General features: G+C 72.2%; 10 protein-coding genes. 4 read left to right on the top strand and 6 right to left on the bottom strand.

What is annotated here, in order from left to right; all coding sequences use genetic code 11:
• Positions 1–102 precede the first annotated feature (102 nt).
• The 3 genes from FXF51_RS04225 (at position 103) to FXF51_RS04215 (ending at position 4,232) form a co-directional block, all read left to right on the top strand.
• The gene (locus FXF51_RS04225) at positions 103–1,962 is read left to right on the top strand and encodes a LamG-like jellyroll fold domain-containing protein (RefSeq protein WP_148432897.1); all 1,860 of its coding nucleotides are present in this window, start codon (positions 103–105) and stop codon (positions 1,960–1,962) included.
• An 88-nt stretch (positions 1,963–2,050) separates the two neighbouring features.
• Complete coding sequence (locus FXF51_RS04220) at positions 2,051–3,247, top strand: acyl-CoA dehydrogenase family protein (protein WP_148432896.1); 1,197 nt, start codon at positions 2,051–2,053, stop codon at positions 3,245–3,247.
• Between the two features lie 37 nt (positions 3,248–3,284).
• Positions 3,285–4,232 carry a transglycosylase SLT domain-containing protein gene (locus FXF51_RS04215; RefSeq protein ID WP_148432895.1) on the top strand — a complete coding sequence of 316 codons (948 nt, stop codon included), beginning with the start codon at positions 3,285–3,287 and terminating at the stop codon, positions 4,230–4,232.
• 1 nt (position 4,233) lies between these two features.
• Here the strand turns inward: FXF51_RS04215 and FXF51_RS60480 are convergent, their stop codons facing one another.
• The 4 genes from FXF51_RS60480 to FXF51_RS04190 form a co-directional block, all read right to left on the bottom strand.
• Complete coding sequence (locus FXF51_RS60480) at positions 4,234–4,827, bottom strand: hypothetical protein (protein WP_187414169.1); 594 nt, start codon at positions 4,825–4,827, stop codon at positions 4,234–4,236.
• On the bottom strand, positions 4,824–6,545 hold the full coding sequence (locus FXF51_RS04200) for a PHP domain-containing protein (RefSeq protein ID WP_148432893.1): 1,722 nt from the start codon (positions 6,543–6,545) through the stop codon (positions 4,824–4,826). The genes FXF51_RS60480 and FXF51_RS04200 overlap by 4 nt, the downstream gene beginning before the upstream one ends.
• Before the next feature lie 123 nt (positions 6,546–6,668).
• A complete protein-coding gene (locus FXF51_RS04195) occupies positions 6,669–8,426 on the bottom strand; it encodes a glycoside hydrolase family 15 protein (RefSeq protein WP_148432892.1) in 1,758 nt (585 codons plus the stop codon).
• A 45-nt stretch (positions 8,427–8,471) separates the two neighbouring features.
• The gene (locus tag FXF51_RS04190; protein WP_148432891.1) at positions 8,472–9,107 is read right to left on the bottom strand and encodes a YczE/YyaS/YitT family protein; all 636 of its coding nucleotides are present in this window, start codon (positions 9,105–9,107) and stop codon (positions 8,472–8,474) included.
• 71 nt (positions 9,108–9,178) lie between these two features.
• On the opposite strand from FXF51_RS04190, the gene FXF51_RS04185 reads away from it, so the two are divergent.
• A complete protein-coding gene (locus tag FXF51_RS04185) occupies positions 9,179–10,600 on the top strand; it encodes a PLP-dependent aminotransferase family protein (protein WP_262379282.1) in 1,422 nt (473 codons plus the stop codon).
• A gap of 13 nt (positions 10,601–10,613) precedes the next feature.
• Here FXF51_RS04185 and FXF51_RS04180 read toward each other — a convergent pair whose 3' ends face one another.
• Together FXF51_RS04180 and FXF51_RS04175 are read right to left on the bottom strand one after the other, a co-directional pair.
• Positions 10,614–11,222, bottom strand: coding sequence for a trimeric intracellular cation channel family protein (locus FXF51_RS04180; RefSeq protein ID WP_148432889.1), 609 nt, complete (start codon positions 11,220–11,222; stop codon positions 10,614–10,616).
• 11 nt (positions 11,223–11,233) lie between these two features.
• A complete protein-coding gene (locus tag FXF51_RS04175) occupies positions 11,234–12,706 on the bottom strand; it encodes a peptide MFS transporter (RefSeq protein WP_262379281.1) in 1,473 nt (490 codons plus the stop codon).
• Between the last annotated feature and the right edge of the window lie 103 nt (positions 12,707–12,809).

Here is a 12,809-nt window from a genome sequence, read left to right as displayed (position 1 = left end):
ATACGTCCCTGTAACGATCAAGCAGGAGATTTCTCCTCGCGGCAGGCGGACGTTACCGCCCGGGGCACCACCGCGCCACGTACGAAGATCAAGGTGCTGGTCATGTCCCACCCCACCCTCGGCCGCCGCGCCCTGCTCACCGCGGCCCTGGCCGCCCCGGCCGCCGGAACCCTCATCGGCGCCGGCGCGTCCCCGGCCGGCGCGTCGTCCGTGCACGGCGGCAGGTTCGACCGCGAGAGCCCCCGCTTCACCATCGGCGTGCTGCCCGACACCCAGTACCTCTTCGACGAGGACCGCTCCGACCCCGCCCCCGTCCGCCAGACGTTCCGCTACCTCACCGGCGACGAGCGCGAGAGCAGGAACATCGCGTTCATGACCCACTTAGGGGACGTCACCGAGCACGGCACGCGGGAGGAACTGGCGCTGGCCTCCGACACGTTCAGATCGCTCGACGGCCGCCTGTCCTACAGCGTCCTGGCCGGCAACCACGACGTGACCGGGGCCGACGACCAGCGCGGCGACAGCGCGTACCTGAAGGAGTTCGGCCCGTCCCGCTACGCCCGCATGCCCACCTTCCGCGGCGCGTCGCCCGACGGCTACAACAGCTACCACGTGCTCGACGCGGGCGGCCGGCAGTGGCTGGTGCTCGCCCTCGACTGGCGCGTCTCCGACAAGGGACTGCGGTGGGCGCAGGGCGTCATCGACGCGAACAGGACGCTGCCCGCCATCCTCACCACCCACGACCTGGCCTGGGCCGACGAGGCCGGGGCCGCCGCCCTGTCGCAGCACGGGCAGCGGCTCTGGGACGCCTTCGTCAGGCGCAACGACCAGATCTTCCTGACGCTGAACGGCCACTACTGGCCCAGCGGTCGTACCGTGCTGAAGAACGACGCCGGCCACGACGTGCACGTGCACATCACCAACTACCAGGACCGCTACTACGGCGGCGCCGGCATGGTCCGCCTCTACGCCTTCGACCTCGTCCGTAACGTCATCGACGTGGAGACGCTGTCGCCGTGGCTGCTGGACCGCGACCCAGAGGACCGCACCCCGCTGGAGGCCGAGCACCTGGAGCTGACCGGCCCGGTGGACCGCTTCAGCATCGAGATCGACTTCGACGAGCGCTTCGCCGGGTTCGCGCCGCGCACCCCGCCGCCCGCCCGCCCGGCCGCGGCCGTGATGCCGCGGGGCACGGTGGCGTACTGGCGCTTCGACGCCGAGGGCCTGGCGGGGGCGGCGGGCACGGACGGCGCGGTCGTCCCGGCCGGAACGGTCGCCCGCGACCTGACCGGCGGCGGCAACGACCTGACCATGGAGCTGCTGCACGCCAGCGCCGCCGAGACGCTGAAGTGGTCGGCCGAGTACCACGAGGGCCAGCCCGCCCACGCCAGCCTCCGCTTCGGCGGCGGCAAGTCCCCCGACCGCGGCGCGGTGCTCAGGTCGGGCCGCAACGCGCCGATCAACAGCATGACGTTCGAGTCCGGTTACACCATCGAGGCGTTCATCAAGCTGCCGGAGCCGTTCGAGGGCGACCACGCCTGGATGGGCATCCTGAGCTGGGAGGGCCGCAGCGGCGACGCGGGCAAGAGCAGCGGCTGGTCGCCCGACGAGCCGACGTGCAGCCTCAACCTGTCGGGGGAGCGATTCCTGCAGTTCGTCGTCTACCCCACCGACCGCGACGCCGACCCCACCTCGTGGAGCCACGCCCTGCCGGTCGGCCGCTGGACGCACGTGGCCGTGGTCAACGACGCGCGCCGGACCATCATGTACGTGGACGGCTCCAAGATCGCCCGCAACCCGGGCCAGCCGTCGAAGGGCATCTCGACCCTCGGCCGGCCGTTCGCCATCGGCGGCACGCAGTTCGCGCTGAAGTACGGGCAGGGCTACTACGGCTGGATCGGCGACGTGCGCATCGTGGGCAGGGCGCTGCGCCCGAAGGAGTTCCTGACCCCGTACGCGTGACCCCTACGCGTGACTCGGGGTACTTTTCACCCGTTCCGCTGCCTCTGCCTTGCTCGCTGAAGGACGAGCCAGGAGGGGACTGATCACCATGGCGACGACACCTGCGGCGGCCGGGCGGGTCCGCCGCGCCTACCCGGCGCCGGTCAGGGACGGCGACGACGCGTTCGTGCCGCTGGCGGCGCGGATCGGCGCGGTGGCGGCGCGGCACGCGGCCGAGCACGACAGGGACGCCACCTTCGTGGCCCCCGCCTACCGCGCGATGCGCGAGCACGGCTACCTGCGCCTGCCCGTGCCCGCCGAGCTGGGCGGGCTCGGGGCGTCCCTGCGGCAGGTCTGCTACGCGCAGGCCGAGCTGGGCCGCCACGACGGGGCCGCGGCGCTGGCCGTGTCCATGCACCTGCACAGCACGCTCACCCAGGCCTACCTGCACGAACGCGGCGCGTCCGGCGCCGGGCAGGTGCTGCGCCGGATCGTCTCGGGCGACCTGGTGATCGCCACCAGCGGCGGCTCCGACTGGCTGTGGCCGGACACGGTCGCCACCGTCGAGGACGACGGCTCGCTGCGGGTCAGCGGGCGCAAGGTCTTCTGCAGCCAGGCCCCCGAGGCCGGCGCCGTCAGCACCTGCGCGGTGCTCGGCCGGCCTGGCCCCGGGGCCGAGGTGGCGCACTTCTCGGTGCCGCTGCCCTCGCCAGGCGTGCGGCTGGAGGAGACCTGGGACACGCTCGGCATGCGCGGCACCGCCAGCCACGACCTGGTCTTCGACGACGTACGCGTCCCGGCCGAGGCGATCGTGGCCACGCGGCCGTGGGGCGAGTTCGGCGAGGTGCTGACCACGGCCGAGGTGCACTTCGCGCCCGTCGTCGCCGCCACCTACCTCGGCATCGCCGCGCAGGCCCGCGACGTCGCCCGCACCCGAGCCCTCGCCCGTGCCAAGGGCGGCACCGCGCCGCCCACCGCGCAGCGGCCGGCCGGGCTCATGGACGCCCGCCTCAGGACCGCCTGGTGGTCGCTCACCGGCGCACTGGACGACCTCGGCCCCCGCTACGCCTGCACCCCCGACACGCTCGCCACCGTGATGATCGCCAAGAGGGAGGCGGTCCTGGCCGCCGTGGAGGTGGTCGGCCTGGCCATGGACCTGGCAGGCGGAGGCTCGTACTTCCGCCGCTCCCCGCTCGAACGCGCCTGCCGCGACGTCCGCGCGGGGACGTTCCACCCCCTCACCCCCGAGGCGACCCTCCTGTACGCGGGCAAGCTGGCCCTCGGCGACCCGGGACTGACCGAGTGACGATCACAGAGGCCCGTACCGGGTAGGTTGGCGCTCCATGGAGGCACGCCCGAAGCACTCTCGACCCCGACGGCTCGCCTGGGGCGCGGTTCTGCCCGCCTGTGTGCCCGCCTGTGTGCTCGTCTGCGCGGCGGCCTGCGGAACGGCTCCGGCGACCACGCCGACCAGCCAACAGACCAGCACCACAGCAACACCCACCACGCCGATCAGCACCGCGACGGCGACGCCCGAGCGGGAGCTCCCGGCACCCGACGAGAAGATTCCCACCACGGCCGCGAAACTGGCAGCGACCCTGGAGGAGACCACCGAGGCGCTCAACGCGTCCATAGACGCCTGGTCCAAGGACGGCGAGCCGCCCGAGGACCTCGAACTGCTGGCCCTGCACCAGCAGCGCATCTACCGCTACGCCGCCCGCCACCCCGCACTCGCCGCCAAGGCCTTCGCCCGCCTGCCCAAGGCTCTGGCCGCGCAGGCCAGGGACAACACGGAGGCGATCCGCGGCCTGCTCGCCCTGGCCCACCCCATCGACCCGGACGCCGTCTTCAAGACGCAGCCCGCCCGCCCCGCGGGGGAGCTGCTCGGCTACTTCAAGAAGGCCGAGCGGAAGTTCGGGGTGGAGTGGGAGGTGCTGGCGGCGGTGATGTTCTCGGAGACGAAGTTCGGCCGGGTGAAGGCCGACAGCCATGTCGGCGCCCAGGGGCCCATGCAGTTCATGCCCGCCACGTGGAAGGCGTACGGGATGGGCGGCGACGTGCGCGACCCGCGCGACGCGGTGATGGGCGCGGCCAACTACCTCAAGGCCAGCGGCGCGCCCCGCGACTACCGGCGGGCCCTGCACGCCTACAACCCGTCCCAGGCGTACGTGAACGCCATCCTGCTGCACGCCGGCCAGATCAAGCGCGACCCGCGCGCCTACTACGCCTACTACACCTGGCAGGTGTACGTGATCACCACGGCGGGGGAGCGCCGCCTGACCGGCCCCTAGGTCAGGCGTGGTCGGCGCAGCAGGGGGTCGGGTTCGGCACCTCGGCCGGGGTGATCCGGCCGCCGGCGGCCGGCATGGTGAGCAGGGTCATGAGGCCGTCCCGCCAGATGGGCCTGACGTGGTCGTTGGTGACGACCGGCACGTCGTCGGGCGGCGGATCGGGGGAGGCGAGCAGCAGCACCCGGTCGATGGCCGAGCCGTCGCGCAGCTCGCCCGCGCTGAGGGTGCCGGTGAGCAGGTCACGGCCGGGGAAGGTGACGACCCGGCCGCTCCGCCGCGCCTCGTGCTCGGCCGCCGCCAGCGCCGCGCCCGCCGCCGCCGGCCCGGTGCGCGCCGCACCCAGCGCCCAAGACACCTCCAGCGAGGCGAGCGGCAGGGTGACCGGCAGGGTGACCGGCAGGGTGACCGGCAGGGTGACCGGGCCGGGCACGGCCAGGGAGCAGGCGACGTGCGGTTCGTCCCCGGCCGTGCCCGCCGGAACGAAGTGGGTGCACCCGACGGTGCCGCCCGGCAGGCCGAGCTCCCGCACCACGGTGTGGAGCAGGTGCTCGGCCTCGGACAACGTGCGGGATCCCGCGTCGAACCCGAGGATCATCGGCGCGGCAGCACCCAGATCGGGTTGCTGTAGAACCACAGGTCGTTCCACGGGTCGGCGTCGCCGTACACGTCGATGGCGGGCCCGTTCGGGTCGACCGCCGCGCCCAGCAGGCCGGGCGCGGCGCGCTTGCCGTCGGTGCCGCGCAGCCGCAGGTAGACGGGCCGGTCCACGGCGCCGAGCTGGTAGGTGAAGGTGACGGTGCCGCTGTTCTTGTTCACCTCGTACGACTGCACGACCTTCGTGTCCGGCGTGGTGAAGGCGTCCTTGTCGGAGACGGCGCCGGTGACGTCGCCCTGGATGACGTCCACCCGGGCCAGCGTCGGCACGAACTGCGCCCAGTTGGGCCGCCCGGCCAGGGTGATCTCGATGGCCAGCTCGACGCGGGCGCCCTGCCGTACCTGGAGGGTGCCGCCGAGCGTCACGCCCCGCTGGCCGGTGCCGGCCGCGCGGGCTCGCACCACCAGCCCGCTGATCAGGCCGCCGTGGTCGACCCAGACGCGGCCGGCGCGCAGGGCGTCCATGACGGCGCGGTAGGAGAAGTCCTCGGCGCCGACGTGCGTGCGGCTGTAGAAGCCGGGCCAGAAGTCGCCCGAGCCGAAGTTGGCCACGCCCTTGTAGATCGGGTCCTCGTAGCGGCCGTTGGCGTTGAAGTCGCTGCCCGGGCCGCGGTCGCTGGTGTCGCCGTGCACCCAGTGGGAGTCGGAGTTGGCGGTGATCCACCAGGGCTTGCCCTCGGCGAGGAGGCTGTCCCACAGGCCGCCCACGGTCGCGGTCATCCAGTCGAAGCCGCCGAACGTCTTGTAGCTCTCGGCCGGGTAGCCGGGGAAGGAGTCGGCGCCGGGGGTGCTGTCGTAGTAGCCGCGCCCGCCGCCGGGGCCGTTCGGCTTGGCGATGCCGGCGGCCTGGTGGCCGGGCGCGCCCTCCATGCCGACCGCGATCGACGGCTGGGCGTCGCGCCAGCCGCGGATCTCGTGCGGCGAGTCGATGCCCTTCCTGGACGGGTGGTTGGCCAGGAACAGCGCGTCGGGCACGCGCCGCTTCCTGACCGCCTCGGCCAGGAAGTTCAGCCCGGCGATGGCCAGCGCCTCGTTCTGCGGCGTGTTGGAGCTCGCGCCCTTCACCGACCCGTCGAAGGAGCTCTCGAACTCCTTGAGCGTCGCCACCTCGTTCCTGCCGGGCGCGACGAACACGGTGCCGTGCTCGGCGGCCGGGATGTTCCACTCCAGGCCCTGGAAGACCAGCGTGTCCTTGACGGCCTCGCGGGCCGCCACGATGTCCGGGTTGACCTTGTCCACGCCGATCTTGGCGTGGGTGGCGCCGCCGTGGTCGGTGATGACCATCCAGCCCAGCCCGTACGCGTTGGCGTGGCGCACGTGGTCGATGACCCGGTAGACGGCGTCGGAGCTGTACTGGGTGTGGATGTGGTGGTCGCCCGCGAGCCACTGGTAGCCGTCCCTCGGCTCCCGGCCGCGCCCCCCGTCATAGCCGGTGGAGGCGGCGGCCTGGCCCTCGCCGCCCAGCACGCCCGCGGCGGTCAGCCCGGCGCCCAGCAGCCCGGCCCGCCGGAACACGCGGCGGCGCGAGAGCTGGCCGGGCGACAGCTCGCCGTCGGGTACCGACAGGTCCCGTGCCACGGTGGCCTCGGTGTCTGCGAGCTGCTCGTGCGAGTGGTCGTGATCGTGGTGGTGGTGCCCGTGGTGGTGCCCGTGGCTCATGGGGTGTTTCTCCGTCCCGCCGGAAAGGGTGCGCCGGCTACGGCGGGAGCGTGGCGGAACCGGATGAATCGGACATGAACGCCAAGGGAGCGGCGCATGCCCAGCCCACGGCCAACAGGGCGGTCAAGAAGACAGGGCGCGCGCCGCGTGCACCAGAGGCACGTGGCTGAAGGCCTGCGGGAAGTTGCCGACCAGCCGCCCGTAACGCGGGTCGTACTCCTCCGCCAGCAGCCCCACGTCGTTGCGTAGCGACAGCAGCCGCTCGAACAGGCCCTTGGCCTCGTCCTTGCGGCCCTGCATCGCCATCACCTCCACCATCCAGAAGCTGCACGCCAGGAACGCGCCCTCGCCGCCCTGCAGCCCGTCCACGTCGTTGTCCTCGGCGATCGGGTAACGCAGCACGAACCCGTCGGACATGAGCTCCTTCTCGATCGCCGCCACCGTGCCCTTCACCCGGGGGTCGTCGATCGGCAGGAAACCGACCATGGGGATCATCAGCAGCGCCGCGTCCAGCTCCGAGGAGCCGTAGGACTGGGTGAAGGTGTTGCGCTGCGCGTCGTAGCCCTTCTCGCAGATCTCCGCGTGGATGACGTCGCGCAGCGTCCGCCACTTGTCGACCGGCCCGGTGCGGCCGAAGCGCTCGACGTACTTGACGGCCCGGTCGAGCGCCGCCCAGCACATCACCTTGGAGTGCACGAAGTGCCGGCGCGGGCCGCGCACCTCCCACAGGCCCTCGTCGGGCTCGTCCCAGTGGTCCTCCACGTAGTCGAGGAGCTGCCGCTGGATGGTCCACGCCCGGTCGTCGGCGGACAGGCCGCGCGTGCGGGCGACGTACAGGGAGTTCATCACCTCGCCGTAGACGTCGAGCTGGAGCTGCTTGACGGCCTCGTTGCCGATGCGGACGGGGCGGGAGTCCTCGTAGCCGTCCAGCCAGTCGAGGCGCAGCTCGGGCAGGCGGCGCTCGCCCGCGACGCCGTACATGATCTGCAGGTCCTGGGGCCGTCCGGCGATCGCCCGCAGCAGCCAGGCCCGCCAGTCGCCGGCCTCCTCCAGGTAGCCGGAGCTGATCAGCGCGTCGAGCGTGAGCGTGGCGTCGCGCAGCCAGCAGAAGCGGTAGTCCCAGTTGCGCACGCCGCCCAGGTCCTCCGGCAGGGACGTGGTGGGCGCGGCGACGATGCCGCCGGTCGGCGCGTACGTCAGGCCCTTCAGCGTGATCAGCGACCGGACCACGGCCTCCCGGTACGGCCCCGAGTAGGTGCACTTGCCGACCCACTCGGCCCAGAACGCCTCGGTCTCGTCGAGCTGGTTCTCGCAGTGGATCTGCGGCGGCATCGGCTCGTGCGAGGGATGCCAGGTGAACACGAACGGCAGCCGCTCGCCCTCGTGCACGGTGAACGTCGCCCGGTGGGCGTAGTCGCCGCCCTTGAGCGGCACGGGGGAGTGCAGCCACACCGAGTCGGGCCCGCCGATGGCCTGGAGGTGGCCGTTGGTGCGGCGCACCCACGGCACGATGCGGCCGTAGTCGAAGCGCACCCGGAGCTGCGTGGAGATCTGGACGGACCCGGACACGCCCTCCACGATGCGGACCACGTCGGGGTTGCGGTCGCGCGGCGGCATGAAGTCGATCACGCGGACGGTGCCCGTGGGGGTGTCCCACTCGCTCTCCAGGATGAGCGTGTCAGGCCGGTAGCGCCGTCTCGTGGCGGGTTTCCTGCCCGTGGGGCCGAGCCACCAGTGCCCGTTGCGCTCGCTGCCGAGCAGCGCCGCGAAACACGCCGGCGAGTCGAACCTGGGCAGGCAGAGCCAGTCGATGGAGCCGTCCCGTCCCACGAGCGCGGCGGACTGCATGTCTCCGATCAGCGCGTAATCCTCGATCCGCATGCCTAGACGCTACTGCGAGAAGAGGTGATCCCGTGGCCGGGTCGATCATGTCGCGTCATGCCCGTCCCTGGCCACGGGATCAGTCAGAGGGAACCAGCGGGTGAACGCCTGCGTCAACGGCCCGATCGCCAGCGCGAACACCACCGTCCCCAGCCCCACCGTGCCGCCCAGCAGCCAGCCCGCGATCAGCACCGCCACCTCGATGGACAGGCGAGCCAGCCGTACCGACATGCCCAGCCGCACCAGGCCCGTCATGATGCCGTCGCGGGGGCCGGGGCCCAGGCCGGCCCCGATGTAGAGCAGAGTGGACAGGGCGATGACGACCACGCCCATGATCAGGTAGAAAGTCTGGAACGCCAGGTGGCCGGTGTCCGGTAGCAGGAAGATCGCGGCGTCCGCGAAAGGGCCGACGAGCAGCACGTTGCTGATCGTGCCGAGGCCGGGCCGCTGCTTCATCGGGATCCACAGCAGCATGACCAGCGCGCCCACCGCGAGGATGACGGTCCCGATCGACAGGCCCGTACGCAGCGCGGCGCCCTCGTGGAAGACGTTCCACGGGCCGTTGCCGAGGCCCGACTTCACCTGGAGGGCGATGCCGAGCCCGTACAGGGCCAGGCCGCCGTAGAGGCGGACGAGCCGGGCGGGCAGGGAACTCGGCAGCGGGACGGTTGATTCGCTCATGATGGCTTCAGATTGGCATCCTCCGATTTGCCAAAACAGGGCCAATCGCGAAAAGTGGCCTTATGCGGCATATGTCAGCCATGCAGGTGGCGCGGCTCGTGGACGTCGATCCGGCGGCGCGCCCGTACTACCGCGCCCTCGCCGACGGCGTCCGCACGCTGATCATGGACGGCCAGATCCCGGTCCGCGTGCGCATGCCCGCCGAACGCCACCTCGCCGAGACCCTGAAGGTCAGCCGCACCACCGTGACCGCCGCCTACGACCTGCTGCGCGAAGGCGGCTACCTGGACAGCCGCCAGGGCTCGGGAAGCTGGACCGCCCTGCCCGACCCGGCCGTCTGGCCCGACAACCCGTGGCTCGGCACCGACCGCGACGGCCTCATCCAGCTCCACACCGCCGCCCCGGCCGCCCCCGCGTCCCTGGTCGCCGCCATGACGGCGGCGGTCGAAGACCTGCCCAGATACGGCATGGGCAACGGCTACGACCCCATGGGCCTGCCGTCGCTCAGGGAACGCGTCGCCGCCCGCTACACCGCCAGGGGAGTGGCCACCAGGCCGGAGCAGATCGTCGTCACCACCGGCGCCCAGCACGCCCTCCACCTCGTCATGGGCCTGCTCGCCGGCCCGGGCGACCCGGTGATCGTGGAGTCGCCGACCTACCCGCACGCCATCGACGCCGCCCGCCGGCGCGGCGCCCGCATCGTCCCCGTCGGCGTCTCCCACGACGGCTGGCGGCCCGACCTCGTCGCCGGCGCCATGCTCCAGTCGGGGGCGCGCCTGGCCTACCTCATGCCCGACTTCCAGAACCCGACGGGCGCCCTGATGGCCGACCCCGTCCGCGTCGCCGTCGCCGGCGCCGCCCGCCGCGCCGGCACGCTGCTCCTGGTGGACGAGACCTGGTCGGAACTCGCGCTGGACGACGTGCCCGCCACCTCGCCCATGGCCGCCTTCGACACCGACAACCGCGTCATCAGCATCGGCTCCGCCTCCAAGCTGTGGTGGGGCGGGCTGCGCATCGGCTGGATCCGCGCCACCGCCGCCCTGGCCCGGCGGCTCACCACGTTCCGCTCGTCGGTGGACATCGCCAGCCCGGTGCTGGAGCAGCTCGTCGTGGCGCGGCTGTTCGACCGGCTGGAGGAGACCCGCGCCGAGCGCCGCCGCACCCTACGCGCCTCCCGCGACACCCTGGCCGCCGAGCTGCGCGCCCACCTGCCGGAGTGGACGTTCGAGCTGCCGCGCGGCGGCGGCGCCCTCTGGGCCCGCCTGGACGGCGCCGGCTCCACGGCGCTCGCGGAGGCCGCCCTCTCCCACGGGGTGCGGCTGGCGCCCGGCCCCTGGTTCGGGCTGGAGGGCACCTTGGAAGGCTACCTGCGGCTGCCGTACACCCAGTCGCCGTGCCTGCTCGCGGACGCCGTCCGCCGCCTGCGCGCCGCCCGCGACCACGGCCCCACCGGCGCCCCGCGCCCGCCGGACCAGCTCATCGCGATGGTGTGAACGGCTTCGGACGTCACTCGTGGACGCCCCTGGCCAGCGGTGCGCGCCACTTGAAGCGCATCGCCGCGATCCGCAGCCCGAACGCCAGCAGCGCCGCCGCCAGCGTGGCCGGCCACCCGTGCCACCCGTAGGACGACAACCCGGCCATCACCGCCGAGCCCAGCAGCGCGGGCACCGCGTAGAGCTGCCGGTCGTACAGCAGTGTGGGGATCTCCCCGGCCAGCACGTCGCGCAGCATGCCCCCGCCCACGGCGGTCGTCACCCCGAGGAGCGCCGAGTGCAGCGGGCTCAGGCCGTACTCCATGGCCTTCTCGGTGCCGACCGCGCAGAACAGCCCGAGCCCCGCCGCGTCCAGCACCAGGATGGCCGGCATGACGCGGGCCACGTGCGGATGGAAGAAGAAGACGATCACCGTGGCGGCGATGGGCACGAGCACGTACCCGAGGCTCTGGAAGGCGATCGGCCGCACGTTCAGGATGAGGTCGCGCACCACGCCGCCGCCGAGGGCGGTCATCCCGGCCAGCACCCCCATCCCGACGGCGTCGAGCCGCTTGCGCACCCCCATGAGCGCGCCGGACAGGGCGAAGACGAAGATGCCGGCAAGGTCGAGAAGTTCAGACACGATCGGAATGTCTACCGCATGGCGGGTTCGTGGTGCTCGGCCATCATCGTCCGCAGGGTCCGCGTGAACAGGAACAGCGCCAGCCCGGCCAGGATCGCCATCGCCGCCAGCACCAGGTAGTACATCGGCTCGGACAGCACCCGGCTGAGCCGCCCGGTCTGCCCGCCGACCGCGTCGCCGACCGACACCGCGATGAACCAGATGCCCAGCATCTGGCCCTTGAACGCCTCGGGCGCGAGCTTCGTCGTCACCGACAGCCCGACCGGGCTGAGCGACAGCTCGCCGAACACCTGGATCAGGTAGACCAGCACCAGCCACCACACCGACACCCGGCCCGTGCCGGCGAGCCCCGCCGCCACGGCCATCACCACGAAGCTCAACCCCACCATGACCAGCGCGAACCCGAACTTCTGCGGCGTGCTCACCCGCGTGCCCAGCTTCACCCACAGCGCCGCGAACACCGGCACGAAGATCATGATGAACAGCGGGTTGAACGACTGCGTGGTGGCCTGGTTGATCCTGAAGCCGAACAGGGACAGGTCGGTGTGGTCCTGGGCGAAGAACAGCAGCTTGCTCGGCGCCAGGTCGTAGATCATCCAGAAGATGGACGCGGCCACGAACAGCCAGATGTAGGCCTTCATCCTGATCCGCTCGTCGCCGGTCAGGTCGTGGCTGCCGAACATGATGTAACCGAAGTACGCGACCGGCACGATCAGGATGACCAGCGTGAGCACCACCGTGAACCGGTCGATCGTGAGCGTGCCGGTCGCCGCCCACGCGCCCAGCACGACCAGGACCAGCACCACGCCCAGCGCCACCAGGCGGCCGAAGCGGCGGCGCTCGCGCGGCGACAGCAGCATGCCGGGGCGCTCGCCGACGCCGCGCAGGCTCCGGCCGCCCAGCACGTACTGCAGCAGGCCGAGCGCCATGCCGACCGCCGCCGCGCTGAAGCCCAGGTGCCAGCGGTCGCCCTCGGCCAGCCACCCCACCACCAGCGGCGCGAAGAAGGCGCCGAGGTTGATGCCCAGGTAGAACAGCGAGAACCCGGCGTCCCTGCGCCCGTCGTCGCCCTCGGGGTAGAGCCGGCCGACCATGACCGAGATGTTCGGCTTGAGCAGGCCCGTGCCGACGATGATCAGCAGCAGGCCCAGCCAGACGAAGAACCCCGTGGTCACCGGGATCGCCATGCTGATGTGCCCCAGCATGATGACGAACCCGCCCCAGAACACCGAGCGCCGCGCCCCCAGGATGCGGTCGGCGATCCAGCCGCCCGGCAGCGCCACCAGATAGATGAGCGCCCCGTAGACGCCCACCACCGCCTGGGACGTCTCCTGCGTCAGCCCGAGGCCCCCGTGCGCCGGCGAGGCGGCCATGAACGTGGCCAGGATCGCCCGCAGGCCGTACCAGGAGAACCGCTCCCACATCTCGGTGCCGAACAAGGTCGCCAGGCCCCACGGATGCCCGAAGAACGTCCTGTCACTCACGCGGACCCCCACACTGATCGCAACACTCCGATCACTTTACGTGACGGACGGAGGTGTTTCTCCGCAAGCTCTTGCCGCTGCTCCGGCGCTGTGGTGCGATGCA

The organism is Nonomuraea sp. PA05 (assembly GCF_008086045.1).
Classification (GTDB): Bacteria; Actinomycetota; Actinomycetes; order Streptosporangiales; family Streptosporangiaceae; genus Nonomuraea; species Nonomuraea monospora.
Note: the sequence above shows the minus strand (reverse complement) of the source record. Positions and strands in the feature narration are given on the sequence as shown.

What these genes read in the sequence shown, in the direction of transcription:
- FXF51_RS04190 (WP_148432891.1), bottom strand. Translation starts at nt 9,107, where the DNA reads ATGAGCGAATCAACCGTCCCGCTGCCGAGTTCCCTGCCCGCCCGGCTC.
- FXF51_RS04195 (WP_148432892.1), bottom strand. Translation starts at nt 8,426, where the DNA reads ATGCGGATCGAGGATTACGCGCTGATCGGAGACATGCAGTCCGCCGCG.
- FXF51_RS04225 (WP_148432897.1), top strand. Translation starts at nt 103, where the DNA reads ATGTCCCACCCCACCCTCGGCCGCCGCGCCCTGCTCACCGCGGCCCTG.
- FXF51_RS60480 (WP_187414169.1), bottom strand. Translation starts at nt 4,827, where the DNA reads ATGATCCTCGGGTTCGACGCGGGATCCCGCACGTTGTCCGAGGCCGAG.
- FXF51_RS04200 (WP_148432893.1), bottom strand. Translation starts at nt 6,545, where the DNA reads ATGAGCCACGGGCACCACCACGGGCACCACCACCACGATCACGACCAC.
- FXF51_RS04185 (WP_262379282.1), top strand. Translation starts at nt 9,179, where the DNA reads ATGTCAGCCATGCAGGTGGCGCGGCTCGTGGACGTCGATCCGGCGGCG.
- FXF51_RS04220 (WP_148432896.1), top strand. Translation starts at nt 2,051, where the DNA reads ATGGCGACGACACCTGCGGCGGCCGGGCGGGTCCGCCGCGCCTACCCG.
- FXF51_RS04215 (WP_148432895.1), top strand. Translation starts at nt 3,285, where the DNA reads ATGGAGGCACGCCCGAAGCACTCTCGACCCCGACGGCTCGCCTGGGGC.